At 70.6% G+C, this 25,846-nt stretch carries 19 protein-coding genes and 1 other RNA gene; 9 read left to right on the forward strand and 11 right to left on the reverse strand.

Annotated features, from left to right (window positions below; all coding sequences use genetic code 11):
• Nucleotides 1-105: 105 nt before the first annotated feature.
• Nucleotides 106-1,038 carry a PAC2 family protein gene (locus EDF27_RS12205; protein ID WP_123653255.1) on the reverse strand — a complete coding sequence of 311 codons (933 nt, stop codon included), beginning with the start codon at nucleotides 1,036-1,038 and terminating at the stop codon, nucleotides 106-108.
• Nucleotides 1,039-1,113: 75 nt separating this feature from the next.
• Here EDF27_RS12205 and EDF27_RS12210 point away from each other — a divergent pair, with 75 nt between their 5' ends.
• From EDF27_RS12210 to sucB, 3 genes are all read left to right on the forward strand, one after another.
• Nucleotides 1,114-2,652, forward strand: coding sequence for a leucyl aminopeptidase (locus EDF27_RS12210; RefSeq protein ID WP_132049046.1), 1,539 nt, complete (start codon nucleotides 1,114-1,116; stop codon nucleotides 2,650-2,652).
• A 154-nt stretch (nucleotides 2,653-2,806) separates the two neighbouring features.
• Complete coding sequence (gene lpdA / locus EDF27_RS12215; protein WP_123653253.1) at nucleotides 2,807-4,180, forward strand: dihydrolipoyl dehydrogenase; 1,374 nt, start codon at nucleotides 2,807-2,809, stop codon at nucleotides 4,178-4,180.
• Nucleotides 4,181-4,244: 64 nt separating this feature from the next.
• Nucleotides 4,245-5,765 (forward strand): 2-oxoglutarate dehydrogenase, E2 component, dihydrolipoamide succinyltransferase, encoded by a 1,521-nt coding sequence (gene sucB / locus EDF27_RS12220; RefSeq protein WP_132049048.1) that lies wholly within the window; start codon nucleotides 4,245-4,247, stop codon nucleotides 5,763-5,765.
• A gap of 110 nt (nucleotides 5,766-5,875) precedes the next feature.
• Here sucB and EDF27_RS12225 read toward each other — a convergent pair whose 3' ends face one another.
• Complete coding sequence (locus EDF27_RS12225) at nucleotides 5,876-6,886, reverse strand: hypothetical protein (protein WP_132049050.1); 1,011 nt, start codon at nucleotides 6,884-6,886, stop codon at nucleotides 5,876-5,878.
• A gap of 127 nt (nucleotides 6,887-7,013) precedes the next feature.
• Between EDF27_RS12225 and EDF27_RS12230 the strand changes: the two genes are divergently transcribed.
• The gene (locus EDF27_RS12230) at nucleotides 7,014-7,727 is read left to right on the forward strand and encodes a DUF4191 family protein (protein ID WP_123703857.1); all 714 of its coding nucleotides are present in this window, start codon (nucleotides 7,014-7,016) and stop codon (nucleotides 7,725-7,727) included.
• A 213-nt stretch (nucleotides 7,728-7,940) separates the two neighbouring features.
• On the opposite strand, the gene EDF27_RS12235 is transcribed toward EDF27_RS12230, so the two are convergent.
• Nucleotides 7,941-8,375: an RDD family protein gene (locus tag EDF27_RS12235; RefSeq protein ID WP_123653249.1), complete on the reverse strand. Its 435-nt coding sequence runs from the start codon at nucleotides 8,373-8,375 to the stop codon at nucleotides 7,941-7,943.
• A 141-nt stretch (nucleotides 8,376-8,516) separates the two neighbouring features.
• Here EDF27_RS12235 and glnA (EDF27_RS12240) point away from each other — a divergent pair, with 141 nt between their 5' ends.
• Nucleotides 8,517-9,941 carry a type I glutamate--ammonia ligase gene (gene glnA / locus EDF27_RS12240; protein ID WP_123653248.1) on the forward strand — a complete coding sequence of 475 codons (1,425 nt, stop codon included), beginning with the start codon at nucleotides 8,517-8,519 and terminating at the stop codon, nucleotides 9,939-9,941.
• Between the two features lie 371 nt (nucleotides 9,942-10,312).
• Here the strand turns inward: glnA (EDF27_RS12240) and EDF27_RS12245 are convergent, their stop codons facing one another.
• The 5 genes from EDF27_RS12245 to glnA (EDF27_RS12265) all read right to left on the reverse strand — a co-directional run bounded on the left by EDF27_RS12245 (nucleotide 10,313) and on the right by glnA (EDF27_RS12265) (nucleotide 19,810).
• Complete coding sequence (locus tag EDF27_RS12245) at nucleotides 10,313-11,749, reverse strand: UDP-glucose/GDP-mannose dehydrogenase family protein (protein ID WP_260235714.1); 1,437 nt, start codon at nucleotides 11,747-11,749, stop codon at nucleotides 10,313-10,315.
• Nucleotides 11,746-13,314, reverse strand: a complete 1,569-nt coding sequence (locus EDF27_RS12250) for a glycosyl hydrolase (protein ID WP_123653247.1) — start codon at nucleotides 13,312-13,314, stop codon at nucleotides 11,746-11,748. The genes EDF27_RS12245 and EDF27_RS12250 overlap by 4 nt, the downstream gene beginning before the upstream one ends.
• Nucleotides 13,307-14,929: a glycosyltransferase family 2 protein gene (locus tag EDF27_RS12255; RefSeq protein ID WP_132049052.1), complete on the reverse strand. Its 1,623-nt coding sequence runs from the start codon at nucleotides 14,927-14,929 to the stop codon at nucleotides 13,307-13,309. Before EDF27_RS12255 ends, EDF27_RS12250 begins: the two co-directional genes overlap by 8 nt.
• A 506-nt stretch (nucleotides 14,930-15,435) precedes the next feature.
• Nucleotides 15,436-18,414, reverse strand: coding sequence for a bifunctional [glutamine synthetase] adenylyltransferase/[glutamine synthetase]-adenylyl-L-tyrosine phosphorylase (locus EDF27_RS12260; RefSeq protein ID WP_132049054.1), 2,979 nt, complete (start codon nucleotides 18,412-18,414; stop codon nucleotides 15,436-15,438).
• Nucleotides 18,415-18,472: 58 nt separating this feature from the next.
• Nucleotides 18,473-19,810 (reverse strand): type I glutamate--ammonia ligase, encoded by a 1,338-nt coding sequence (gene glnA / locus EDF27_RS12265; protein ID WP_123653244.1) that lies wholly within the window; start codon nucleotides 19,808-19,810, stop codon nucleotides 18,473-18,475.
• Nucleotides 19,811-19,871: 61 nt separating this feature from the next.
• On the opposite strand from glnA (EDF27_RS12265), the gene EDF27_RS12270 reads away from it, so the two are divergent.
• Complete coding sequence (locus EDF27_RS12270; protein ID WP_132049056.1) at nucleotides 19,872-21,635, forward strand: NAD+ synthase; 1,764 nt, start codon at nucleotides 19,872-19,874, stop codon at nucleotides 21,633-21,635.
• On the opposite strand, the gene EDF27_RS12275 is transcribed toward EDF27_RS12270, so the two are convergent.
• Entirely contained in the window at nucleotides 21,632-21,808 is a 177-nt protein-coding gene (locus tag EDF27_RS12275; protein WP_123653242.1) for an SPOR domain-containing protein, read from the reverse strand. The two genes, EDF27_RS12270 and EDF27_RS12275, sit on opposite strands and share 4 nt — an antisense overlap.
• A gap of 41 nt (nucleotides 21,809-21,849) precedes the next feature.
• On the opposite strand from EDF27_RS12275, the gene map reads away from it, so the two are divergent.
• The 3 genes from map (at nucleotide 21,850) to rnpB (ending at nucleotide 24,065) form a co-directional block, all read left to right on the forward strand.
• Nucleotides 21,850-22,713, forward strand: coding sequence for a type I methionyl aminopeptidase (gene map, locus EDF27_RS12280; RefSeq protein ID WP_132049058.1), 864 nt, complete (start codon nucleotides 21,850-21,852; stop codon nucleotides 22,711-22,713).
• A gap of 15 nt (nucleotides 22,714-22,728) precedes the next feature.
• The gene (gene ppgK, locus EDF27_RS12285) at nucleotides 22,729-23,478 is read left to right on the forward strand and encodes a polyphosphate--glucose phosphotransferase (protein WP_123653240.1); all 750 of its coding nucleotides are present in this window, start codon (nucleotides 22,729-22,731) and stop codon (nucleotides 23,476-23,478) included.
• A 230-nt stretch (nucleotides 23,479-23,708) separates the two neighbouring features.
• An RNA gene (gene rnpB, locus EDF27_RS12290) (RNase P RNA component class A) lies at nucleotides 23,709-24,065 on the forward strand.
• A gap of 177 nt (nucleotides 24,066-24,242) precedes the next feature.
• On the opposite strand, the gene EDF27_RS12295 is transcribed toward rnpB, so the two are convergent.
• Both EDF27_RS12295 and EDF27_RS12300 read right to left on the reverse strand, forming a co-directional pair.
• Entirely contained in the window at nucleotides 24,243-24,977 is a 735-nt protein-coding gene (locus tag EDF27_RS12295) for a hypothetical protein (RefSeq protein ID WP_123653239.1), read from the reverse strand.
• Between the two features lie 2 nt (nucleotides 24,978-24,979).
• Complete coding sequence (locus EDF27_RS12300) at nucleotides 24,980-25,831, reverse strand: Nif3-like dinuclear metal center hexameric protein (protein WP_132049060.1); 852 nt, start codon at nucleotides 25,829-25,831, stop codon at nucleotides 24,980-24,982.
• Nucleotides 25,832-25,846 lie beyond the last annotated feature (15 nt).

Consider the following 25,846-nt stretch of genomic DNA (forward strand, 5'->3'; position numbering starts at 1 on the left):
TGTGGAGAACGCGAGGTGCGCGCGGTCGTGTGCACAGCCTCCAGTCCGGTCTGGAGGTCCGGTGCGTGTCCGCGACGTCCGTTGCGGACCGGACGCGGTCCGGTCTCAGTCGTCGGTTGCGTCGCCGTCGACGCGTCGGTCCGCCAGGAAGCGCTCGAGTTCGTCGGCGATCGCGTCGGCGGTCGGCACCTCGCCGTCCACCCCCGTGAGCGGCGACGCGATCGGGTTGCCCTCCATGTAGGTGTCGTGGCGCTCCTCGAGCGCGGACACCAGCCGCTGCAGCTCGCCGTTGCCCGCCACCTGCTCGTCGACGCGGGCGATGAACTCGCGCCCCTCTTCACGGAGTGCATCGGTCGGGAAGATCAGGCCGGTGGACGCGGAGATGCCGGAGAGCGCGGCGACCGCGGCGTCCGGGAACTCGGTGTCGGAGAGGTAGTGCGGGACGAGGAGCACCAGGCCCGTGACCTGCTGGTCGAGCTCGCTGAGCCGGTGCTCGACCAGGTGCAGCACGTTCGCGGGCGCCTGGGTCTCCGGCTTCCAGACGCTCATCGACTCGACGAGGTCCGCGCGGGTCCCCGACACGGTCAGGCTGATCGGGCGGGTGTGCGGGACGGGCATCGGGATCGACTGCACCCACGTGGTGTCGACGACCTGCAGCTGCGCCGCGAGGTCGGTGACGGCGCGGACGAAGCGGTTCCACTGGAAGTCCGGCTCGTACCCGGAGAGGAAGAGGAAGGGCTGACCGATCTCGTCGCGGACCAGGTGCAGCGCGAGGCGCGGCGGCTCGATGTCCGTGATGTGGTCGTGCTCGAAGGTGATCACCGGGCGGCGGGCGCGCCAGTCCAACAGGACGTCGGGGTCGAACTCGGCGACGAGACGGGTCTCGAGCCGCTCGAGGATCGAGGTCGTGACCTGCGCCACCGCGGAGCCCGCGTCCGCGAACCCGGTCAGCCCGGCGACCAGGTGCAGGCCGGCCGGCACCGTCGGGGCGGACTCGTCGAACGTGTAGAGCTCCTCGGGGTGGTTCACCGTCACCATGCTAGGCGGGCGGTTCTCCCACACCTGCCGCGCAGCCCACGCCGACAGCGAACACCGCGTGGATAGGGTTGGAGCATGGTCCGACCGACGCTCTCCACCGACAGTTCATCCCCCTCCTCGATCTCCGCCGACGTGCTCGTGCTCGGTGTCCGGCCGGGTGCCGGCGACGCCCCCGCGACCGTGGTCGCCGGCGCGACCGGTGCCGTCACCGCGCTCGAGGGACTCGACCTCGCCGCCATCGGCGTGACCGGTGCGAAGGACCAGCTCGTCCGGCTCCCCGCGACCGACGTGTCGGCGTCGAGCATCGCCCTGATCGGGCTCGGGTCGGCGACGTCGTCGTCTTCTTCTTCGTCGTCTTCTGCGGCTTCGTCGTCCGACGTCGCCGCCGTGCGCTCCGCCGCCGGCAGCGCCGTCCGGCAGCTCCCCCAGGCCGCGTCGATCGTGCTCGCACTGCCGACCGACTCCGCCGCGCTCGTCGACGCCGCGCTCGAGGGCGCTGCGCTCGGTGCGTACGCCTTCACCCGGCACAAGGGCGCCGGCACCACCGGCCCGACCCGCGGCGAGCAGACGATCACCGTCCTCGCGCCGTCCGCCGCCGTCGCCGGCGCGTCCGGCGCCGACGTCACGGCTCGGCCGGCTGCCGTCGCCGACGCCACCGCGCTCGTCCGCGACCTGGTGAACACCGCCGCGGGCGACCTCGGCCCGTCCGACGTCGCCGAGGTCGCGTCCGGCTTCACCGAGGGGCTCCCCCTCACCGTCGAGGTCCTCGACGAGACCGCGCTCGAGGAGCAGGGCTTCGGCGGCATCCTCGGCGTCGGTGTCGGGTCGGTCCGCCCGCCGCGGCTCGTCGTCGTCCGGTACGCGCCGGAGTCCGCGTCGAAGCACCTCGCGCTCGTCGGCAAGGGCATCACGTTCGACTCGGGCGGCCTCTCGCTGAAGCCCGCCGGTTCGATGCTCGGCATGAAGACCGACATGACCGGCGCCGCCACCGTCCTCGCCGCGACCGTCGCCGCCGCCCGGCTCGGACTCGACGTCAAGGTCACCGCGTGGCTCTGCCTCGCCGAGAACATGCCGTCCGGTTCGGCCACGCGCCCCGGCGACGTCCTCACGCTGAAGAACGGCAAGACCGTCGAGGTCACGAACACCGACGCCGAGGGCCGCCTCGTCCTCGGGGACGGCCTCGTCGCCGCCTCGCTCGAGCAGCCCGACGCCGTCGTCGACATCGCGACCCTCACCGGCGCGCAGGTCGTCGCCCTCGGCGACCGCACCACCGGCCTGATGGGCACCGACGACCTCGTCGCGCAGCTCCGCGCCGTCGCCGAGTCCGTCGCCGAGCCGATCTGGCCGATGCCGCTCCCCGAGGAACTCGACGCCCGACTCGCCAGCGAGGTCGCCGACATGGTGAACGCCACGGTCGGCAACCCCGCCGGCGGCATGCTCCTCGCGGGCAAGTTCCTCCAGCGCTTCGTGGGCGAGGGCATCCCGTGGGCGCACCTCGACATCGCGGGCCCGTCGGAGAACAAGGGCGGCGGCTACGGGTGGCTCGGCAAGGGCGCCACCGGCGTCATGGTCCGGACACTCATCGCGCTCGCAGAAGAGCTCCAGTCCAAGTAGTAGGTTTGGTTCCGGCGGGGCGGCCTTTCCAGCGCCACCCGCCGGAACGAACGGGACGGGACCGGAACCATGCGGTCCGACCGTCGGACGCCGCGTCGGTGGTGTCCAAGTGCGGGCCCGATCGGCCCCGACATGCACGAGGGAGTTGCACCAGGTGACGGAACAGACTTACGACGTCGTGGTCCTCGGTGGCGGTAGCGGCGGGTACGCCGCAGCGCTGCGGGCGGCCGAGCTCGGGATGAGCGTCGCGCTCATCGAGGGCGACAAGCTCGGAGGGACCTGCCTGCACCGCGGCTGCATCCCGACGAAGGCACTCCTCCACGCTGCCGAGATCGCCGACGGCACCCGCGACGCCGAGAAGTACGGCGTCATCGCCGAGTTCGCCGGCGTCGAGGTCCCGAAGGTCATCGAGTACCAGCAGGGCGTCATCAACTCCAAGTACAAGGGCCTCCAGGGTCTCATCAAGGCCCGCGGCATCACCGTGGTCGAGGGCTGGGGCCGCCTCACCTCGCAGAACACCGTGCAGGTCGGCGACCAGAACATCGTCGGCAAGAACGTCGTGCTCGCGACCGGCTCCTACTCGAAGTCCCTCCCGGGCCTCGAGATCGGCGGCCGCGTGATCACCTCCGAGACCGCGCTCCGCATGGACTACGTCCCGAACAAGGTCGTCATCCTCGGCGGCGGCGTCATCGGCGTCGAGTTCGCCAGCGTCTGGAAGTCCTTCGGCGCCGAGGTCACCATCGTCGAAGCGCTCCCGCACCTCATCCCCGCCGAGGACGAGTCGATGTCGAAGCAGCTCGAGCGCGCCTTCCGCAAGCGCGGCATCGAGTTCTCGCTCGGCGTGCGCTTCCAGGGCGTCGAGCAGCACGAGAACGGCGTCGTCGTGACGCTCGAGGACGGCAAGACCTTCGACGGCGACGTCCTGCTGGTCGCCGTCGGTCGTGGCCCGGTCACGCAGAACGTCGGCTTCGACGAGGTCGGCGTCACCATGGACCGCGGCTTCGTCATCACGAACGAGCGCCTCGCCACGAACCTCCCGAACGTCTACGCCGTCGGCGACATCGTCCCAGGCCTGCAGCTCGCGCACCGCGGCTTCCAGCAGGGCATCTTCGTCGCCGAGGAGATCGCCGGTCTCAACCCGGTGATCATCGAGGACAAGAACATCCCGAAGATCACGTACTCCGACCCCGAGGTCGCCTCGGTCGGCCTCTCGCAGGCCAAGGCCGAAGCCGAGTACGGCGCCGACAAGGTGGACTCCTACGAGTACAACCTCGCCGGCAACGGCAAGAGCCACATCATCGGCACGTCCGGCTCGATCAAGGTCGTCCGCGTCATCGACGGCCCGGTCGTCGGCGTCAGCATGATCGGTGCCCGTGTCGGCGAGCTCATCGGTGAAGCCCAGCTCGCCGTGAACTGGGAAGCCCACCCCGAGGACGTCGCGCCGCTGATCCACGCGCACCCGACGCAGAACGAAGCGCTCGGCGAAGCGTTCCTCCACCTCGCGGGCAAGCCGCTGCACGCGCTGTGAGCAGCCGCACCGTGACCCAGACATCATCAACCAAGCACAACCCCTGCGAAGAGGAGTCCACCCGATGAGCGAATCCGTCAACCTCCCGGCGCTCGGCGAGAGCGTCACCGAGGGCACGGTGACCCGATGGCTGAAGAACGTCGGTGACCGGGTCGAGGTCGACGAGCCGCTGCTCGAGGTCTCGACCGACAAGGTCGACACCGAGATCCCGTCGCCGATCGCCGGCGTGGTCGAGGAGATCCTCGTCCAGGAAGACGAGACCGTCGAGGTCGGCACCGCGCTGGTGAAGATCGGCGACGGCAACGGCTCCGGTTCGTCGGACTCCGGGGACTCCGCAGCTGCGGACTCCGGTGACGCCTCGGCCGACTCCTCCAACGAGGCCGCCGCCGACGCCGAAGAGCCCGAAGCCGCACCGAGCACCGAGCAGGAGTCCGAGACCCCCGCCCCGCAGCCGGCACAGGCCGAGCCGGCACCCGCCGGTCAGACGCAGCCCGCGGCTCCCGCCGCCCCGGCAGCGCCGCCCGCCGCCGCGCCGGTCCCGCAGGCCGCCCCGGTCCCGCCGCCCGCAGCGGCCCCGGCTCCCCCGGCAGCCGTCCCGGCCCCGGCCGCGTCGGTCTCCAGCGCTCCGACCGCGTCGGCCGAGGTCCCGAACCCGACCCAGACCGGTGCCGCCTCCGGCTACGTCACCCCGCTCGTCCGCAAGCTCGCGAACGAGCATGGCGTGGACCTGTCGACCGTCACCGGCACCGGTGTCGGTGGGCGCATCCGCAAGGAGGACGTGCTCGCCGCCGTCACGGCCGCTCCGGCAGCCGGTGGCTCGGCCCAGGGCACGCCGGCCGCGTCCGGCCCGTTCGTCGCCGAGGTCTCGCCGCTCCGTGGCACCCGCGAGAAGATGACCCGCCTCCGCAAGGTCGTCGCCGAGCGTGCCGTGCAGTCGATGACGTCGACCGCGCAGCTCACCAGCGTCGTCGAGGTGGACGTCACGAAGGTCGCGCAGTTCCGCGACGCGCACAAGGCCGAGTTCCTCGAGAAGACCGGCTCGAAGCTCTCCTTCATGCCGTTCTTCGCCCTCGCGGCGTCGGAGGCACTCAAGGCGCACCCGAAGATCAACTCGACCGTGGAAGGCGAGGAGATCGTCTACCCGGAGACCGAGAACGTCTCGATCGCCGTCGACACCGAGCGCGGCCTGCTCACCCCGGTGATCAAGGACGCGGCGTCGCTCGACCTCGCGCAGTTCTCGAAGTCGATCGCCGACCTCGCCGAGCGCACCCGCAACAACCAGCTCAAGCCCGACGAGCTCGCCGGCGGCACGTTCACGCTGACCAACACCGGTTCGCGTGGCGCACTGTTCGACACCCCCGTCGTGTTCCTGCCCCAGTCGGCGATCCTCGGCACGGGCATCGTGACGAAGCGTCCGGCGGTCGTGAAGGTCGACGGCCAGGAAGCCATCGCGATCCGTTCGTTCGTGTACCTGGCGCTGTCCTACGACCACCGGATCATCGACGGCGCGGACGCTTCCCGCTACCTCGTCGCGGTGAAGAACCGTCTGGAAGAGGGCAACTTCGGACCGAACCTCGGGTACTGACCCGCGGTTCGTCCGGACCAGCTGCCCCGCTGATCGGATCGACGGCCCCGGTTCCCCTCGTGGGAGCCGGGGCCGTTGGCGTTTCCGGGGCCGCCCGGGCGGGCGCGAGGTCAGGGCGGTGCGCCGAGCGTGATGACGCCCGCCGCGGCGAGACCGGCCACCACCCCTCCGACGACGACTCGGCGCGCCGGAACGGTGCGACCACCAGGCAGCGTCAGCCCGCGCTCGACGAACCGTCGGACCCAGCGCACCACGCCGGTGTCGTCGGGAGCGTCGTCGACGGTGTCCACGAAGAGGAAGTCGTCGGGCGGCGGATCCCAGCGGACGGGCCGCGGCGGCGCGGTGGCCCGGACGACGTCGAGCAGCCGGAGGACCTCGTCGACGCCACCGCCCAGCGCCTCGGCGACGGCGGTGTCCACGACCGCTCGACACGGTTCCCGTGGGTCGACGCGCTCCCACACCGCACGGACGGCGTGCAGCAGTGCGGTCGGCCCCGGCGACTCCGAGGTACGCGCGGGCACCGCGGCCCGACCCGCACGCCCGACGCCGGATGGGCGCTCCCCGGGCGGCGGCCCGGTGACGGACGGCGAACGGGCGAGTCCAGGCACGTCGGTGCGGTTCCAGTCAGTGGCGGGCAGGTCGGTGCCGGGCGGGTCGATGACGGGCAGGTCGGTGCCGGGCAGGTCGGTGCCGGGCGAGTCAGCGCCGGGCAGGTCGGTGCTGGGCAGGTCGGTGCTGGGCAGGTCGGTGCCGGGCGGGTCGGCACCTGGCGGGTGGTCCGCCAGCACCGTCACGCCGGCGTCGTCGACGAGGACGTCGTCCGCCCGGGCATCCCCGAGCACCACAGCCCCGGACCGGGCGTCCGCCGCGAGGAGCAGCAGCGGAACCGTGAGCGTCACCGCGACCCCGACGGTCGGGCTGCCGATCCGGTCGAGCGCATCCGGGAGGCGCGCACCGTGCAGCGCTTCAGTGCGCACGGCCAGGCGGCCAGCCGGATCGCGCCCGACCGCGTCGATGCGCACGCAGTGCGTCTGGTCGGCTGCGGCGCGGTCGGCGACCCAGGTGGCGAAGGGACCCGTGTCGGGTCCGGTCCAGTGGCTCTGGAGGGTGATCGTGTCCATGGTGAGGAGCCTGACGGAGGCGGGGCGAGCCTCCCGTCCGGTCGTGTCGACCTGTGGAGAACTCCGTTCGCCCACAGCCGGATCATCGACGGTCCACGGCAGGGCCGTCAGGCCGTATCCTGGGTCCATGGCACGCAGCACTACGACCGACACGAAGGCGAAGGAGCCCGGGCGTCTCAAGCAGATGTTCCAGGTCTTCCAGATGACCCGTCGGGCCGACCCGACGTCGATCTGGTGGTTCGCCGCCGCGTTCCTCGTCCCGGTCGTCCTCGGCGTGCTGCTCGCACTCCTGCTGCCGGAACAGAACTGGCTCGCGGTCGTCCTCTGGATCGTCGCGGGCGTCCTGCTCGGTGTGCTGCTCTTCCTGATCGTGCTCGGTCGTCTCGCGGAGCGTGCCGCTTACTCGCAGATCGAGGGCCAGCCCGGTGCCGTCGGTGCCGTGCTGACGAACTCGCTCCGTCGCCAGTGGCGCTCGAGCGAGATGCCGGTCGCGGTGCACGGTCGCTCGCAGGCTGCTGTCTACCGTGCGGTCGGGACCCCCGGCGTCGTGCTCATCACCGAGGGTCAGCTCGGCAACCTCACCCGCCAGGTGGACGAAGAGCGTCGCAAGGTCCAGCGCATCGTCCCGAACGTCCCCGTGCACGTCGTGCACGTTGGTGACGGCTCGGACGCGGTGACGCTGCACAAGCTGCCCCGTGCGATGAACAAGTTCAAGAAGTCGCTCAACCGCAACGAGGTCCTGGCGGTCGCCAACCGTCTCGACTCCCTCACCCAGAACCCGGCGTCCGCGATCCCGAAGGGCATCGACCCCACGCGGGTCCGTGCCGGTCGCCCGCGCTGATCCGCGCTTCCCGAACGCCCCCGACCGCTCCGGTCGGGGGCGTTCGTGCGTCCGGCGCTGCACCGGCGCTGGCGCTGCGCTCGCGCTGCGACGGGTCACCAGTGTGCGGGCTTCCGGACACGGTGCGAGCGCCGGAGCCTCGCACAGTGTCCGGGACGTTGGACACTGCGGCACCGGGCGCCGGGCGGCGCGCAGCACCGCGCCGCGCTCGCCTCAGCGCCGGACGAGCACCGTGCCGGCGGCGGCGTCGTGCAGCGGCCGACCGTCCTTCGCGTGGATGAGGACCGGGATGACGAGGCAGAGCAGCACCGTGCGGAGCGCCGGCCGCCACACCCCGACGTATCCCCCGCGGACGGGCACCACGCGGAGTCCGACACACACGTGCCCGAACGACCCGGACAGCAGGGCGATGAACACCACCTGCAACACGGCGAAGATCCCGAGGGTCACGAAGTTGCCCGCCGCGCCGTAGGTGCCGATCACCAGCGAGATCACGGACGCGAGCGCCCAGTCGATCGCGAGGCCGCCGAGACGACGCCCGAAGCCGCTCATCGACCGCGGGCCGGACTCCGGCAGGCCGAGGACCTTGCCGGGCCAGTCCCCCGCACCAGGAGCAGCGGCGGACGGGGACGGGTTGGAGCGGGCCATGTCCCCAGGGTAGGCGACCGCGCACCACGTAACACGCCCGAAACAACCCAGTCACGTCCGGGAAACCCCGGGTCAATAGCCTCGTCGGAGGGTGCACCCGCGGCACCTCCACATCACCCAACCCCCAGGAGATCGACACACATGTTCAGCGATTCCTCCGAGGTCCTGGCCTTCATCAAGGACACGGACGTCAAGTTCCTCGACATCCGCTTCACCGACCTGCCGGGCGTTCAGCAGCACTTCAACATCCCGGCTTCCACGGTCGACGAGGACTTCTTCTCGGTCGGTCAGCTCTTCGACGGCTCCTCGATCCGCGGCTTCGCGTCGATCCACGAGTCCGACATGCAGCTCATCCCTGACGTGACGACGGCGTACATCGACCAGTTCCGCGCCGAGCGCACGCTGATCATGATCTTCGACATCTACAACCCGCGGAACGGCGAGATCTACGGCCGCGACCCGCGCCAGGTCGCCAAGAAGGCGGAGAAGTACCTCGCGTCGACGGGCATCGCGGACACCGCGTTCTTCGCCCCCGAGGCCGAGTTCTACATCTTCGACGACGTCCGCTACTCGGTCACCCAGAACAAGTCCTTCTACTCGGTCGACTCCGAAGAGGGCGCCTGGAACACCGGTCGCGAAGAAGAGGGCGGCAACCTCGCCAACAAGACCCCGTACAAGGGCGGCTACTTCCCCGTGTCGCCGGTCGACAAGACCGCCGACCTCCGCGACGACATCACCTTGAAGCTGATCGAGGCGGGCTTCGAGCTCGAGCGCTCGCACCACGAGGTGGGCACCGGCGGCCAGCAGGAGATCAACTACAAGTTCGACACGATGGTCCACGCCGCGGACGACATCCTGAAGTTCAAGTACATCGTCAAGAACACCGCGGACCAGTGGGGCAAGGTCGCCACGTTCATGCCGAAGCCGCTCTTCGGCGACAACGGCTCGGGCATGCACACCCACCAGTCGCTCTGGAGCGACGGCAAGCCGCTGTTCTACGACGAGAACGGCTACGGCGGCCTGTCCGACCTGGCGCGCTGGTACATCGGCGGCATCCTCAAGCACGCCTCGGCGCTGCTCGCCTTCACCAACCCGTCGATCAACTCCTACCACCGTCTGGTGAAGGGCTTCGAGGCCCCGGTCAACCTGGTCTACTCGGCCGGTAACCGCTCCGCCGCGATCCGCATCCCGATCACCGGCACGAACCCGAAGGCCAAGCGCATCGAGTTCCGCGCGCCGGACGCCTCGGGCAACCCGTACCTCGCCTTCGCGGCGCAGCTCATGGCGGGCCTCGACGGCATCCAGAACCGCATCGAGCCGCACGAGCCGGTCGACAAGGACCTCTACGAGCTCCCCCCGGAGGAGGCCAAGGGCATCCCCCAGGTCCCGGGTTCGCTCGACGAGGCCCTTGACGCGCTCGAGGCGGACCACGAGTTCCTCGTGAAGGGCAACGTCTTCACCGAGGACCTCATCCAGACCTGGATCGACTACAAGCGTGAGAACGAGATCCTCCCGCTCGCGCAGCGTCCGCACCCGTTCGAGTACGAGCTGTACTTCGGCGTCTGAGTCACGGCACACACGAAGGGCCCCGCACCGTCAGGTGCGGGGCCCTTCGTGTGTGGTGGACGCATCTGCCTGGAGGCCCGGTGCCGGTCCGCCGGACCTGCACCGGGCCTCCAGGCAGTCACGATCCGACCCACAACACCCGCGCTGGAAAGCGGGAACGCGCGTCGGCAGTCGAAAGGAACGACCACCTACGCGCGATTCGACCCCCTACGCGCGATTCGACCCCCTACGCGCGGAACGACCCACCCCTACGTGCGGAACGACCCACCCCTGGGCACGGAAGGGCCCACGCCGACGCGCGGAACGACCCGCGCCCGGACGCACGAACGGGGCCCGCGCCGCCCCGGCACGGACCCCGTCTGCTGCGGGAACTAGCGGCTCGTGGCCAACGAGTCGTGCATCCCTGCCGCCACGCTCACGGGTGCACCCGTGACCGGAGTGGGACGTCCCAGGGAACGGACGGTCCACCCCGCCTTGACCCAGTGCTCGACCGGGAGGCAGTTGCGGGCGTCGATGACCTCTCGACGCCCGACGATGTTCGCGAGGGCGACCGGGTCGGCCTCGATGATGTCGTCCCACTCGGTGAGGACGAGCACGATGTCGGCGCCCTCGATCGCGTCCGTCATCGACGTGGTGTAGCTCAGCGTCGGGAAGGAGCGCTTCGCGGTGTCCATCGCCTCCGGGTCCCAGAGCGTGACCTGGGCGCCGCGGAGGTGCAGCGCCGCGGCGACGTTGAGCGCCGGCGAGTCGCGGACGTCGTCGGTGAGCGGCTTGAACGCCGCGCCGATGACCGCCACGCGACGGTTCAGGACGGATCCGCCGGCGGACTCGATCGCCATGTCGATGACCCGCTGGCGCTGGCCCATGTTGATCTCGTCGACCTGCTGCATGAGGCCGACGACGCGCTCGGCACCGATCTCGTTCGCGCGGTGCATGAGGGCGCGGATGTCCTTCGGCAGGCAGCCGCCACCGAAGCCGAGCCCGGCGTTCAGGAACTTCCGGCCGATGCGGGCGTCGTGCCCGAGGGCGTCGGCGAGCGTCGTGACGTCGGCGCCGGTGATCGCGCACATCTCGGAGATCGCGTTGATGAACGAGATCTTCGTCGCGAGGAACGCGTTCGCGCTCACCTTGACGAGCTCGGCCGTGGCGAGGTCGGTCGTGATGACCGGGGTGCCCTCGCTGATCGGGGCGGCGTAGACCTCGCGGATGACGGCGTCGGCGGCCTCGGACGCACCGCCCCAGACCAGGCGGTCCGGGTGCAGCGTGTCGTCGACGGCCTTGCCCTCGCGGAGGAACTCCGGGTTCCAGATCAGCTCGGCGCTGATGCCGGCCGGCGCGAACTCGCGGACGATGCCACGGAGTCGTGCGGCCGTGCCCACCGGCACCGTCGACTTGCCGACGATGAGGCCCGGGTGGGTGAGGTTCTCGGCGACGCCGCGGGTGGCGCTCTCCACGTAGGTCAGGTTCGCGGCGTGGGAGCCGGCCTTCTGCGGGGTGCCGACGCAGACGAAGTGGACGTCAGCGGCCGCCACTGCCTCGGCGATGTCGGCGGTGAAGCGGAGCCGACCCGTCGCGACGTGCTTCGTGATGAGCTCGGGCAGCCCGGGCTCGTAGAACGGGACCTCACCCGCGGACAGCGCCGCGAGCTTGGCGGGGTCCACGTCCACGCCGATGGTCTCGAAACCCATCTCGGCCATGGCGGCCGCGTGGGTGGCGCCGAGGTAGCCGGTGCCGATGACGCTGATCACGGGTGCCGGACGGACGTCGGCGCTGGTGGACGAGGACTGGGGCTTCTTCGGAGCACTCACTGGGTGACCTCCTGCAGGTCGTAGTCGATGTCGTTGCGCGAGATGCCGTCCACGAAGGCCTGGAGGCTGTCGGCGCGGGATGTGAGCCGCCAGTCGTTGGTGACACGTTCACCGTCGACGATGGTGGTGGCGGTCTCGCTGAAGTACGCGAAGCCGATGATGTCGGAGTTCGCCGGTTCGGCCAGGGCGTCGAAGAGGGAGGTGATCCACTCCGACTTCTGGCTGTTGGAGACGGTGCCGCCGGTCTCGGTGGCGCCGATCTCGTTGAGGACGATGCCCTTGTCCGGCGCTATCTGCCTGATCTGGGCGAGCGTCGCGCCGAAGGTGTTCTCGAACGTGGGGGCCTCGGTGGCGTCGCGGTAGTAGCCGCTCATGCCGACCCAGTCCACGTACTCGGCACCCGGGTAGTAGTTCTCCATGTACGCGACGGTCTGGTACTTCGTGTTGCCGAGCTTGTCGATCCGCGACGGGGACCAGTCCCACACCACGTAGTCGTTGGCACCGTTCTGCTGGAAGACGTCGTGCACGTGCTTCCACATGGCGACGTAGGAACCGGCGGCGTTGCCCTGCTTCGAGGCTTCGGACCAGTTGTACCACTGGCCGTTCATCTCGTGGTCGAGGCGGATCACCATCGGCTCGCCGTTGGCCGCGAGGGCCTTGGCGTACTTCGTCAGGTAGGCGTCGAACTTGCCCGAGATGATGTCGGCGTTCGTGTAGCCCGCCACGTAGGGCTCGTCGTTGCCGGTCGTCGCCGGGGCGGACTCCCAGGTCATCATCGGCAGCCGGCCGTTGGCCCAGGAACGCTGGACGGCGCTGGCGTTGAAGTCCTGGTCGAAGCCCTGGAAGAACCCGACCATGTTCGTGGCCTTGCCGACCTTCTGCGACACCTGGTCGTACTCGGACCAGTTGAAGGGCGACTGCTCGGTGTAGAGCCCGTACCAGCGGGTCGGCTGGGACATGATCTCGGCCTTGGTCGGCACCGCGACCGGGTCGGTCGTGGACGGATCCGTGGACGGACCGGTGTTCGGGTTGGTGACACCGCCACCGTTCCCGGAGCCGTTGGAACCCGAGCCGGACCCGGAGGAACCGGAACCGGACGAGCCGGAACCCGAGCCGGACGAGCCCGAGCCCGAGGAACCGGAACCCGACGTGCCGGAGCCCGACGAGCCTCCCGTCCCGCTCTTGCCGGAACCGGCGGCCGACTTGGCGGACCCGAGCTGCGACTGCAACGACGCGATCTGCGCCTTGAGCTGCGCGACCTGGTCACCGCGCGAGCCGGACTGGGCCGTCGAGGACTTGAGCTGCCCCTCGAGCTTCCAGATCTGCTGCTGGGCCGCGTCGAGCTTCTGCTGCAGCGCGTCCGCGTCGACCGCCTTCTCCTGCGCGGTCTTCACGCCGAGGGCGTGGTGGACCGCGGTGGAGACCGGGCTCGACGGGGAGATCCAGACGGACCAGGTGATGAGTGCGAGCGCCAGGACGATCGCGGCCGTGCCGACCGCGGTGCGCTTGGCGTGCTTGCTGGAGGGTGCCCACCACGTACTGGTGGAGCGGAAGAGGTCAGACAATGGCGAGAGCCTCCAGGGCGAAGATGGCGATGCCGATCACGTACGGGATCGCCGCGTAGGGGTTGTAGCGACGGACCTTGACCGGCTTGCCGGTCGCCGCAGCGGTCGCCGCAGCGGCCGTCGCGACCGGTGCACCGGCCGCAGCCGCTGCCGCCTCACGACGGGTCGCGAGGACGGTCGTCGTCGAGTTGGTCGAGACGTCCAGACCGGAGCCGGAACCGGCACCCGCGCCGAAGATGTCGTCGAACGCGCGGTCCGCTGCGGCCTGGTCGTACGCGTCGTCGGTGGCGTACGCGGCGCGGTCCACCGGGCTGACCGGGGTCTGCGTCGCGACGGCCTGCGGCTGCGCGGGCTCGGTCTCCATCGGACCACCGGCGTAGGCACCGGCACGGGTGCCCCAGCCGCTGGCGTGGGCGAGACGGAAGAACCCGATGAGCCGGATCGGCATCAGGAAGAACGTCGACACGATGATGAACATCGGCAGGCGCAGGAAGTCGCTGGGCTTCTCCGCCAGGTGCCGCATCTGCCGGATCGCCATGCTGAGCACGCTCGACACGACCATCAGGCCGGCGACGTAGACGAAGCCCGTCGAGAAGCCGTACTGGTGCAGGATCCCCTGGTAGAGGTTCTCCCCCTGGCCGGTGATCGCGCGGTAGATCCAGCCGGCGATCACGCCGAAGAGCATGAACGGCAGGATGATGTCGGTGATGAAGAAGAGCGCCAGCAGCGGGGCGTGTCCGAGCATCCACGGCATCATGCGCAGCGTGTTGTACTGCGAGCCGCGGGCCCAGCGGAGCTGCTGCTTGAACAGCTTCTTCACCTGGAGCGGAGCGTCCGTGTACACGAGCGACGTGTACTGGTAGACGGTCCGGTAGCCCTCCTTGAGGGTCAGGTTCGTCAGCGTGCGGTCGTCGGAGACCTCGAGGAACACGCCCATGAACTTCTCGCCCATGAACTTGTCCATGACGCGCATGAGGATGTTCCGCCGGAACGCGATGGTGCGACCGGGGAGGCAACCGATCTGGCCGAGGACGCTCTGCGCGGGCATCGAGTACAGCGCGCGGGAGTTCTCCAGCCAGTCCGCCCAGCGGGTGATCCAGGAGCGGGTGGGCTCGAGGATGCGCTGGCGGGTGGTGACGCCACCGACGGACTCGTCCGCGAACGGACGGAGCAGCTCTTCGAGCGTGCCGGGCGTCCAGACGGTGTCCGAGTCGACGAGGACGGTGATGTCACCGTTCGACATCTCGGTGCCGACCTTGACGGCGTTGCGCTTGCCGGGGATCGGGGTGTGGGTCCAGCGGACGAGCGGTGCGAACTCGTCGCAGACCTCCTCGAGGGCCTCGTTGCGTGCGCCGTTGATGACGACGATGATCTCGCCGGGGCGCTGCTCGACCATGCGGCCGATGACGTCCCGGAAGAGGTCGAGTGGCTCGTCCACCACGGGGACGACGACACTCGTCGTCCCGGTGTACGTGCCGGTGAAGGGGCGGTAACGGGCGGACAGGACGACCTTGAGCAGCCAGAGCAACCAGATCACCATGGAGTACACGGTGAACAGGTAGAACTCGGGGTGCCCGTCGACCATCTGCCTGATCTGCAGAATGAAGGTGAACATCGATCCCTGCTTCAACGTTCGGGGTGGTGATTCCGCTTCATCGGGAAATCGGGGGTCGGTTCGGGTGGTCCCATTGATGCATCTCGGAGGCGGCCGGTGCAACGTGGCCCCCTTCCGGGGGCGTTTCCATTGCGTTACGGGGTACACCGTGGTCCCCCTCCGGCCCCACTACTCCTGTCCCCTCCGATGCTGTCAGCACATGTGCGGACTGCAACATGCCCGTCACGACGCGGATCGGCTCAGATCGACCGCCTGGAGGCCCGGTGCGCGTTCCTGGGAAACGCCTGGTCAGGCTGTGGTTGCGGCACATGCCGCCGACGCGCTGAGCCACGGTCGGTGCGGTTCTCCGCATGGTTCGTAACGGTGCGGTAACGGCGCGATCGGGACAGGACAGAGGGGTACAGCGCCGTGCGAACCGGGGGACGGTTCGCGACACGAGGAATTAACCTTCGACGACATGTCACCTTCATCCCGAGATCGGCATCTCGGGCGTGTCGCGGGGGCGGTCAGACGCCGTAGAACTCGCGCTCGAACACCTGACGTGCACGACGGGTGACGCCGAGGTAGTCCTCCTCGAGGCGTGTCGCGGAGCCGGGCGGGTACTCCATCAGCCGGGCGACGCCCTCGAGCTGGGTCCGGTCGACCGGCAGCACGTCGGTGGTCTTGCCGGACCAGAGCACCAGGGCGCTCCTGGTGCGGGACGCGAACCGCCAGGCGGCGGCCAGGCGCTCGCCGTCCTCGGGCGCGACCAGGCCCGCCGCGACGGCCCCGTCGAGGGCGTCGAGCGTCGAGGTGGTCCGGAGTGCCGGCACCGTCAGGGCGTACTGCAACTGCAGGAGCTGCACGAACCACTCGACGTCGCTGAGGGACCCGCGCCCGAGCTTGAGGTGCCGAGCGGGATCGGCGCCGCGTGGCAGCCGCTCGGACTCCACACGTGCCTTGATCCGGCGGACCTCGCGGACCTCGCGCTCGGCGATCTGCGCCGGGTAGCGGGTCCGGTCGGCGAGGTGCTCGAAGTCCCGCAGCAGCGCCTCGTCGCCGACCGCGCCGCGGGCCCGGAGGAGCGCCTGGGCCTCCCACGTCAGGGACCAGCGGGCGTAGTAGGCGCCGTAGGACTCGAGCGTGCGGACGACCGGGCCGTTCTTGCCCTCCGGCCGGAGGTCGATGTCGAGGTCGAGCGGGTGGATCGCGTCCTCGGTGATCCGGTTCAGTTCGCGCACGATGCCCTGCGCGGCGCGGGGCGCGCGCTCCCCCACGTCCTCGGGTGCGCGGTAGACGTAGAGCACGTCGGCGTCGGATCCGAAGCCGAGCTCACGGCCGCCGTAGCGCCCCATCGCGATGATGCCGAACTCCAGACCGGGCGGGGCGTCCCGCCGCGCGAGGGCCAGCGCGCCGGTCAGCGTCGCCTCGGTGATGTCGCTGAGCGCCGGGCCGAGCTGGTCGACGTCGAGCCGCCCGAGCGTCCCGGCCATGCCGAGCCGGAGGGTCTCCCGCCGGCGGATCGAGCGGATCAGGCTCGCTGCCGCGTCGACGTCGTCACCGTGGCGGCCGGTGGTCGCCCGGACCTCGGAGAGCAGGGAGACGAGCGGCCGCGGCTGCAGCAGCGTCTCGGGTTCGTCGAGCCAGGCGACGGCCTCGGGGAAGCGCTCCAGGAGCCCGGACAGGAACGCCGACTCGGACAGCACGGTCGTGAGGCTGTGGGCGGCGCCCGAGGAGTCCCGGAGCATCCGGAGGAACCAGCTGGACTCCCCCAGCGTGTCGCTGAGGCGGCGGAAGGCGAGGAGGGCGCGATCGGGTGCCGGCCCCTCCGCCATCCAGCGGAGGAGGACCGGGAGCAGGTTGCGCTGGATCGCCGCGCGCCGGGAGGTGCCCTGCGTCAGCGCGCGGATGTGACTGAGGGCGCCGTCCGGGTCGACGAAGCCGATCGCGCCGAGGCGGTCCCTGGCCTGCTCGCTCGTGAGGACGATGTCGCCGTCGGACGCTGCGACCGCGGACAGCAGTGGGCGGTAGAACAGACGCTCGTGCAGCCCGCGGACCTCGAGCTTCACCGAGCGCCACCGGGTCTCGAGCGCCGATGCGGAGTTGGCCAGGCCGCTCGACCGCGCGAGCACGCGGAGTTCGTCCTCGTCGGAGGGCATCAGGTGCGTGCGCTGCAGGCGCCGGAGCTGGATCCGGTGCTCGAGCACGCGGAGGAGCGCGTAGTCCGGTCCGAACCGTGCCGCTTCGGGGCGTCCGACGTAGCCGGCCTCGGTCAGGGCGTCCATCGCCTCGAGCGTGGACCGCACGCGCACCCGCTCGTCGTCCTGGCCGTGGACGAGCTGCAGGAGCTGGACCGTGAACTCGACGTCGCGGAGGCCGCCGGGGCCGAGCTTCAGCTGCCGGTCGACCTCGGCGTCCGGGATGTTGTCCGTGACCCGCTCGCGCATCCGCTGCACGGACTCGACGAACCCCGGACGCTTCGAGGACCGCCACACGAACGGCGCGACCGCGAGGGCGTAGCGCTCACCGAGGTCGACCGACCCGGCGATCGGACGCGCCTTGAGGAGCGCCTGGAACTCCCACTCGCGGGCCCAGCGCTCGTAGTACGCCAGGTGCGAGTCGAGCGTCCGGACGAGCGCACCGTCCTTGCCCTCCGGCCGGAGGTTCGCGTCCACCTCCCACAGCGCGGGTTCCGCCGCGAGGTCGGTGATGACGTGGGTCGCCGCGATCGCGATCCGGGTCGAGATGCGGACGGCCTTGTCGGTGTCCACTCCACCGCCAGCGTCGCCGTCGGTCGGATCCGCGGTCGGTTCGGTGACGAAGATGACGTCGACGTCGCTGACGTAGTTGAGTTCGCGGGCACCCGCCTTGCCCATCGCGATCACCGCGAGCGGGGTGGCCGCGACGTCGGCGGCGGGGAACGGGACCTCGCGCCGGGCGACGTCGACCGCGACGTCGAGCGCGGCGCCGGCGAGGTCGGCGAGCCCGGCGGCGACGGCCGGGAACGCCTCGGTCGGCGAGACGTTCAGGACGTCGAAGAGGGCGATCTGCGCGAGGTGCCGCCGGTACCGCACCCGGAGCCGCATCCGCGCGGGCTCCCCCGTCGCACCGTCGACGGCCTCCGTCAGGGACGCCGTGTAGGCGGCCTGCGTCCACGGTGACGTGACCGGGTCGAGCAGCAGCGCGAGCTCGGCCGGCCGACGCTGGAAGAACTCACCGAGCCCCACGGACGCACCGACCAGACGCACCAGGCGCTCGGTCGCCGCGTCGTCCGCGAGGACGGGCCGCAGTGCGTCCTGGTGCGACTCCATGAGTCGCTCCAGCAGGCGGAGTGCGCCGTCGGGATCGGCTGTTGACTCCCAGAGACCCGGCCACTCGTGCACCGTGACCCGCAGGTCGGAGCCGAACCGGGCCTCCAGCTCGGAAAGCCGCTCCAGGCTCTCCGAGAGGTCCGCGAAGCCGAGCCGAGCCAACTCGGACCGCGACGTCTTCGTCCGGCCGGTCATGCTGCGGCCGGGACCGGCGCGGAGCTGCCCATGGCCGGCGCGGAGCTGCTCATGGGCGCTAGAGCATGCCCAGGTTGGTGTCGAGCTCGAACGGCGTGACCTGGTCGCGGTACCGCTGCCACTCCTGCCGCTTGTTGAGGAGCACGAAGTTGAACACCTGCTCCCCCAGGGTCTCCGCGACGAGCTCGGAGTCCTCCATCAGGGACAGCGCGTGGTCGAGGCTGGCCGGGAGCTGCGCGTACCCGAGGGCCTTGCGCTCCGAGTCGGTGAGGCCCCAGACGTTGTCCTCGGCCTCAGCGGGGAGCTCGTAGCCCTCTTCGATGCCCTTGAGGCCGGCGGCGAGGATGAGCGAGTACGCGAGGTACGGGTTCGCCGCGGAGTCGATGCCGCGGTACTCGACGCGCGAGGACTGGCCCTTGTTCGGCTTGTAGAGCGGGACGCGGACGAGCGCGGAGCGGTTGTTGTGGCCCCACGTCACGAAGGACGGTGCCTCGTCGCCACCCCAGAGCCGCTTGTACGAGTTCACGAACTGGTTCGTGACCGCGGTGATCTCCGGCGCGTGCTTGAGCAGGCCGGCGATGAAGTGCTTCGCCGTCGGGGAGAGCTGGTACTCGCCGCCGGGCTCGTAGAAGGCGTTCTGGTCGCCCTCGAACAGCGACACGTGCGTGTGCATGCCGGAACCGGGCTGCCCGGAGATCGGCTTCGGCATGAACGTCGCGTAGACACCCTGCTCGATCGCGACTTCCTTGACCACGGTGCGGAACGTCATGATGTTGTCCGCCATCGTCAGCGCGTCGGCGTAGCGGAGGTCGATCTCGTTCTGGCCGGGACCGGCTTCGTGGTGGCTGAACTCCACCGAGATGCCGAGGTCCTCGAGCATCCGGACGGCGCGGCGACGGAAGTCGTGCGCGCTGCCGCCGGGGACGTTGTCGAAGTAGCCGGCCTGGTCGACGGGCTTCGGGCCGCCGTCCTTCCAGTCGCGGTCCTTCAGCAGGTAGAACTCGATCTCGGGGTGCGTGTAGAACGTGAACCCGCGGTCGCTCGCCTTGGCCAGCGTGCGCTTCAGGACGTTGCGGGGGTCGGCCACGGCGGGCTGCCCGTCCGGCGTCGCGATGTCGCAGAACATCCGCGCGGTCGGGTCGATCTCACCGCGCCACGGGAGGATCTGGAACGTCGAGGGGTCCGGGTGCGCCAGCACGTCCGCTTCGTAGGAGCGGCTGAGTCCCTCGATCGCGGAGCCGTCGAACCCGATGCCCTCGGCGAAGGCGCCTTCGACCTCGGCCGGGGCGATCGCCACCGACTTCAGGGTCCCGATGACGTCCGTGAACCAGAGTCGGATGAACTTGATGCCCCGCTCTTCGATGGTGCGGAGCACGAAGTCCGTCTGCTTGTCCATGCACGCCCTTTCCGCGTTCCACCACGGCCCTCCGGGGACCGTGCTCAATAGGCTAGTGGTCATGCCCCGTCTCCGCTTGGCACTCGCCCAGACGAACCCCGTCGTGGGCGCCTTCGACCGGAACGCCGCCGGGATCCTCGACGCCGTCCGCTCCGCCGCCGCACACGGCGCCGACCTGGTCGCCGTCGGCGAGATGGCGATCTCCGGGTACCCCATCGAGGACCTCGCGTCCCGTCCGTCCTTCCTGCGCGCCGCACGGGCCGCCGTGTCCTCGCTCGCCGTGCAGCTGGCGGACGAGGGACTCGGCGACGTCCCCGTCGTCGTCGGCCACCCGGACGGGCCGTTCGAGCCGCGGGCCGTCGACGTCAGCACGGCCCCGACCGCGATCGCGAAGAACTGCGCGAGCATCCTGCAGCACGGGCGCGTCGTGGCGACGACGGCGAAGTACCACCTGCCGAACTACTCCGTGTTCGACGAGTACCGGGTGTTCATCCCGGGCTCCGACCTGCTGGTCGCCCGGATCGCGGACGTCGACGTGGCGATCATCATCTGCGAGGACCTGTGGCGGGACGGCGGCCCGGTCGCCCGGGTGCTCGACGCCGACGCCGGCCTGCTCCTCGTGGTGAACGCGTCACCATGGGTGGCCGACAAGGACGAGGTCCGGCTGCCGCTCGTCACCCGCAGGGCCACCGAGTCCGACACGATCGTCGCCTACGTCAACATCGTCGGCGGACAGGACGACCTGGTGTTCGACGGCGACTCGGTCGTCGTCGACGAGCAGGGCACGATCCTGGCGCGGGCACCGCAGTTCCGCACGCACCTGCTGCTGGTGGACGTCGACCCGGCACCGGCCCGCTCGGAGGCCCTCGTCACCGAACACGTGCAGCGGGTCGCGCTGGACACCCCGAACTCGACGCCTGGGTCGCTCGCGGAGCGTCCGGCGCTCCCACGGGACGTGGCCGTCCTGCCGTCCGACCTCGCCGCGATCTGGGACGCGCTGGTGCTCGGCACCCGCGACTACGTGCAGAAGAACGGCTTCCGGTCGGTCGTCCTGGGCCTCTCCGGCGGGATCGACTCCGCCGTGTGCGCCGCGATCGCAGTCGACGCACTCGGCCCGTCACAGGTCGTCGGCGTGTCGATGCCGTCGCGGTGGTCGTCGTCGCACTCGATGTCCGACGCCGACGACGTCGCCGCACGGCTCGGCCTGCAGTACCGCACCGAGCCGATCGCCGACCTCGTCGCGCCCTTCGACGCGCAACTGGCACTCACCGGCCTCGCCGCCGAGAACATCCAGGCGCGGGTGCGGGCGCTGATCCTGATGGGGCTCTCGAACCTCGACGGGCACCTCGTGCTCACCACGGGCAACAAGACCGAGCTCGCCGTCGGGTACTCCACGATCTACGGGGACTCCGTCGGCGGGTTCGCACCGATCAAGGACGTCCCGAAGACGACGGTGTGGGAGCTCGCCCGGTGGCGGAACGCGCTCGCGGTCGCCCGCGGCGAGACCGAGCCGATCCCGGAGAACTCGATCGCGAAGCCGCCGTCCGCCGAACTCCGCGAGGGGCAGGAGGACCAGGACACGCTGCCGCCGTACGAGGTGCTCGACGCGATCCTGGACCGCTACGTCACGCAGGCGCAGGGGGCGGCCGACATCGTGGCCGCGGGGTTCGACGCGGACACCGTCGCCGAGGTCACGCGGCTGGTGGACCGCTCGGAGTGGAAGCGGCGGCAGGGCGCGATCGGACCGAAGATCTCCGGGATGGCCTTCGGTCGCGACCGGCGCCTGCCGATCACGTACCGCCCGTCCGGCCGGGGTACCGCCTAGGCCTCCTCGTCCCACTTCTCGTTGTTGGCCTGGATGCGCTGGAGGGCGTTGGCCGCTTCCTCCCGCGTCTCGAACGGGCCGATCCGGTCACGCTGCGGGGACTGCGGCCCCTGCTCGACCGCGTGGGTCTTCTCGTTGAACCACCACTGGGACTCGATGCGCTCGTCGCTCATGCCGCCAAACGTACCCTCGCGGCGCGGCTAGAGTGGAGCGCATGCCCCGGGACGAACACGGACACCTGACCGCCGGCCGCATCTCCCCGCAGCGGCCCGTCCCGAAGGACATCGAGCGGCCGGAGTACGTCGGCCGGGTGGAGCCGCACGAGCACGGCCTCGGTGACACGTACTCGCCCGACGAAGTCGCGCTGATCCGTGCGGCCGGGCAGATCGCCTCCCGCGCGATCGACGCCGTCGGTGCCGCGATCCGGCCGGGCGTCACCACCGACGAGCTCGACCGCATCGGCCACGAGTACATCGTCGCGCACGGGGCGTACCCCTCCACGCTCGGCTACCGCGGGTACCCGAAGTCGCTGTGCTCCTCGGTGAACGAGGTGATCTGCCACGGCATCCCGGACGACACCGTGCTGCAGGACGGCGACATCGTCAACATCGACATCACCGCCTACAAGAGCGGCATGCACGGCGACACGAACCGCACGTTCGTCGTCGGACAGGCGGCACCCGAGGTCGTCGACCTGGTCACCCGGACCGAGGAAGCAATGAACCGCGGCATCCGCGCGGTCGCTCCCGGCCGCCAGGTGAACGTCATCGGCCGCGCCATCGAGTCCTACGCCAAGCGCTTCGGCTACGGCGTCGTCCGTGACTACACCGGCCACGGCGTCGGTCGGGCGTTCCACTCCGGGCTGATCATCCCCCACCACGACGCCCCCCACTTCGACACCGTGATCGAACCCGGCATGGTGTTCACGATCGAACCGATGCTCACCCTCGGCGGCATCGAGGCCGACATCTGGGCCGATGACTGGACCGTCAGCACACGTGACAAGTCCTGGACCGCACAGTTCGAACAGACCCTCGTCGTCACGGAACGTGGCGCCGAGCTCCTGACCGTCTCCTGAAAGGCACCGCTCCTCATGACCTCACTCGCAGTCGGCGTCGACATCGGCGGTACGGGCATCAAGGGCGCGATCGTCGACACGACGACCGGTGAACTGACGACCGAGCGCATCAAGAAGGCCACCCCCGAGGGCGGCAAGCCGCACGACATCGTGGAGGTCGCGAAGGCGATCCTCGACGAGCTGTCCCCCGCCGCCGACGTCCCGGTCGGCGTCTGCTTCCCCGCGATCGTCCGCGACGGCAAGACCATGTCGGCCGCCAACGTGTCGAAGAAGTGGATCGGCTTCGAGGCCGAGGCGCTCTTCGAGAAGGAGCTCGGCCGCTCCATCCACTTCGTCAACGACGCGGACGCCGCCGGGTTCGCCGAGCAGCAGTTCGGCGCGGCGAAGGGCCGCGACGGGCTCGTCATCATGACGACGCTCGGCACGGGCATCGGCACGGCGCTCATCAACGACGGCGTGCTCATCGTGAACGCGGAGCTCGGGCACCTGGAGATCGACGGGGTCGACTACGAGACGAAGGCGTCCTTCGCGGCGAAGGAGCGCGACGACCTCACCTGGAAGCACTGGGCGAAGCGGCTGCAGAAGTACTACTCGCGGCTCGAGGCGCTGCTCTCCCCGGAGCTCTTCGTCGTCGGTGGCGGGGTCTCGAAGCAGTACGAGGAGTTCCTCCCGCTGCTCGACCTGCAGGCGGACATCATCCCCGCGACGCTCCGCAACAACGCGGGCATCATCGGCGCGGCGACCCTAGCGTTCACCTCGAAGTAGGGCCGCGCGGGCCCGGGCGCCGCGCGGGCCGCGCGGGGGCCGCGGGCGCCGCGCGGGCGCCGGGCGCCGGGCGCGTCCCCGGGCGCCTCCCCGGGCACGTCCCCGGGCGCTGAGATCGCACTTCGTGTCGGATCGGCGCGCCGGACCCGACACGAACTGCGATCTCAGCGGGGGGGGCGGGTGCGCGCGAGCGCCGGCGCCGGCGCGGGCGGTAGACTCTCGATCGCGAACGGGTCGGTGAGACGGTCGCGTCACTCCCCCGGGAGTGCCGAGGAACGTCCGGGCTCCACAGAGCAGGGCGGTGGGTAACACCCACCCGGAGCAATCCGCGAGACAGTGCCACAGAAAGCAGACCGCCGGTGGCGACACCGGTAAGGGTGAAACGGTGGTGTAAGAGACCACCAGGGATCCGGGTGACCGGATCCGCTCGGTAAACCTCGCCCGGAGCAAGGTCAGACAGAGGACGTCGAGGCTGCTCGCCGAGTCCTCGGGTAGACCGCTGGAGGCCGACGGCAACGTCGGTCCGAGAGAGATGGCCGTCACCGCTGCAAGGCGGGACAGAACCCGGCGTACGGCCGGCCCGTTCGCACCCCACGCATCGCGCGGCACCGCGTGCCGTCGCACAACCGAGAACACCCCGCACCACGGAAGTCCGTGGTTCGGGGTGCTTTTGGTTGTGCGAAGTACATCCGAACCGCGCGCGGCGCGGAGCGCGGCAGCGCAGCGGCAGCGCAGCGCAGCGGCAGCGCAGCGCAGCGGCGCGGCTACAGCCCGGACTCGGCCGTCCGGACGAGGACCGCCTCGCTGTCCGGGCAGAGCACGACGTCGTCCGGCGCAGCCGCACGGATCGCCTGCAGGTCGGCGCCGGTGAGCGTCACGCCCGACGCGGTCGACACGCCGCCCTGCAGCAGCGACGCCCCGAAGCCGTACCGGGCACGCTGACGCTCGTACAGCGCGAGGAGGTCGTCCGGCACCTTCGCGGCGACGTCGGCGCGGCTCTGCACCGCGGACGAGCGGTCCGCCTCGAGCCGGGCGATCTCGGTGTCACGTTCCGTGGCGAGTCCGGCGCGGGCGGCCTCGACGTCGGCGAGCTCCGCCTCGATGTCGCCGACCCGGGCGCGCAGCCCGTCGAGCTTCTCCATGATCTCGAGCTCGGAGGTCTCGAGGTCGCCGATGCGGCGCTGCAGCGAGTCGAGCTCGCTCTGCAGCCCGGCGGCGTCCTTCGCGCTCGACACGTTCGCGAGCATCGTCGTGTCGCGGGTCACGCGGGCCTGCGCTGTCGCGGTGTCCGACTCGAGCCGGGCGAGGTCCCGCTCCGCGTCCTCGACGTCACCGGTCGCCGCGGCGAGCCGGCTGCGGAGCCCGGAGGCGGTGGCGCTGAGCTCGGTGAGCCGGTCCCCCTTCTGCAGGGAGCTGATCCGGTGCGCGATGCGCGTGATGTCGTTGTCGAGTCGCTGGACGTCGAGCAGGATGACCTGGTCCTCGGGTGCTGCCTTCATGGTCAGGCTCCTTGTTCGGTGGTGGGGGTGGGGGCGGCCGCGCTCGGCAGGACGGCGAAGTCCCACGGGTCGGTCCGGAGGTCGCTCACGGTCACGCGGACCCCGGCGGCCTGCCGGAGCTGTTCCGCGGCGACGTCGAGCCAGAGCCACTCGGTGGCCCAGTGCGACGTGTCGATCAGTGCGGGTCCGTCGGTGAGCAGCGCCTGTTCGCGGAACTCCGACGCGGGGTGGTGGCGGAGGTCGCTGGTGACGTAGACGTCGGCGTCGCGCACCAGGGCGTTGCCGAGCAGGGAGTCCCCGGCGCCGGCGCAGAGCGCCACGGTGCGGACGGGCCGGTCGTAGTCCCCGGACACGCGGACGCCCGAGGCGGTCGGCGGGAGCACGTCGACGATGCGCCGGGCGAGGACGCCGAGGGGCACCGCTTCCGGCAGGACGCCGACGCGTCCGATCCCGGTGTCGGGCGCGTCGCCCGGGTCGAGCGGGCGCTGGTCGCGCAGTCCGATGCGGTCGGCGAGCACCGCGGAGGTCCCGGTGGCGACGACGTCGGCGTTCGTGTGGGCGGCGACGAGTGCGCACCCGCCACGGACGAGCGTCGCGAGCACCGCACCCTTGTAGGTGTCCTCGGCGATGGTCGTCACGCCGCGGAGCAGCAGCGGGTGGTGGGTCAACAGCAGGTCGGCACCGAGTGCGACCGCTTCACGTGCGGTGTCCGGCACGGCGTCGACGGCGAGGTGGACGTGCTCGACGACCGCGTCCGGGCTCCCCGAGACGAGGCCGACGGAGTCCCACGACTCGGTTCCCGCGACCGGCCACAGGGACTCGATCACGGCCTGGAGATCGCGCAGCGTCGGCATCCGGACAGTCTACCG

The organism is Curtobacterium sp. PhB136 (assembly GCF_004346855.1).
Classification (GTDB): domain Bacteria; phylum Actinomycetota; class Actinomycetes; order Actinomycetales; family Microbacteriaceae; genus Curtobacterium.

Coding starts and splice junctions, on each gene's coding strand:
- EDF27_RS12275 (WP_123653242.1), bottom strand. CDS start 21,808: ATGAGCGACGAGCGCATCGAGTCCCAGTGGTGGTTCAACGAGAAGACC.
- EDF27_RS12230 (WP_123703857.1), top strand. CDS start 7,014: ATGGCACGCAGCACTACGACCGACACGAAGGCGAAGGAGCCCGGGCGT.
- EDF27_RS12235 (WP_123653249.1), bottom strand. CDS start 8,375: ATGGCCCGCTCCAACCCGTCCCCGTCCGCCGCTGCTCCTGGTGCGGGG.
- map (WP_132049058.1), top strand. CDS start 21,850: ATGCCCCGGGACGAACACGGACACCTGACCGCCGGCCGCATCTCCCCG.
- EDF27_RS12300 (WP_132049060.1), bottom strand. CDS start 25,831: ATGCCGACGCTGCGCGATCTCCAGGCCGTGATCGAGTCCCTGTGGCCG.
- EDF27_RS12210 (WP_132049046.1), top strand. CDS start 1,114: ATGGTCCGACCGACGCTCTCCACCGACAGTTCATCCCCCTCCTCGATC.
- glnA (WP_123653248.1), top strand. CDS start 8,517: ATGTTCAGCGATTCCTCCGAGGTCCTGGCCTTCATCAAGGACACGGAC.
- EDF27_RS12270 (WP_132049056.1), top strand. CDS start 19,872: ATGCCCCGTCTCCGCTTGGCACTCGCCCAGACGAACCCCGTCGTGGGC.
- EDF27_RS12295 (WP_123653239.1), bottom strand. CDS start 24,977: ATGAAGGCAGCACCCGAGGACCAGGTCATCCTGCTCGACGTCCAGCGA.
- glnA (WP_123653244.1), bottom strand. CDS start 19,810: ATGGACAAGCAGACGGACTTCGTGCTCCGCACCATCGAAGAGCGGGGC.
- sucB (WP_132049048.1), top strand. CDS start 4,245: ATGAGCGAATCCGTCAACCTCCCGGCGCTCGGCGAGAGCGTCACCGAG.
- EDF27_RS12205 (WP_123653255.1), bottom strand. CDS start 1,038: ATGGTGACGGTGAACCACCCCGAGGAGCTCTACACGTTCGACGAGTCC.
- EDF27_RS12225 (WP_132049050.1), bottom strand. CDS start 6,886: ATGGACACGATCACCCTCCAGAGCCACTGGACCGGACCCGACACGGGT.
- ppgK (WP_123653240.1), top strand. CDS start 22,729: ATGACCTCACTCGCAGTCGGCGTCGACATCGGCGGTACGGGCATCAAG.
- EDF27_RS12260 (WP_132049054.1), bottom strand. CDS start 18,414: ATGACCGGCCGGACGAAGACGTCGCGGTCCGAGTTGGCTCGGCTCGGC.
- EDF27_RS12255 (WP_132049052.1), bottom strand. CDS start 14,929: ATGTTCACCTTCATTCTGCAGATCAGGCAGATGGTCGACGGGCACCCC.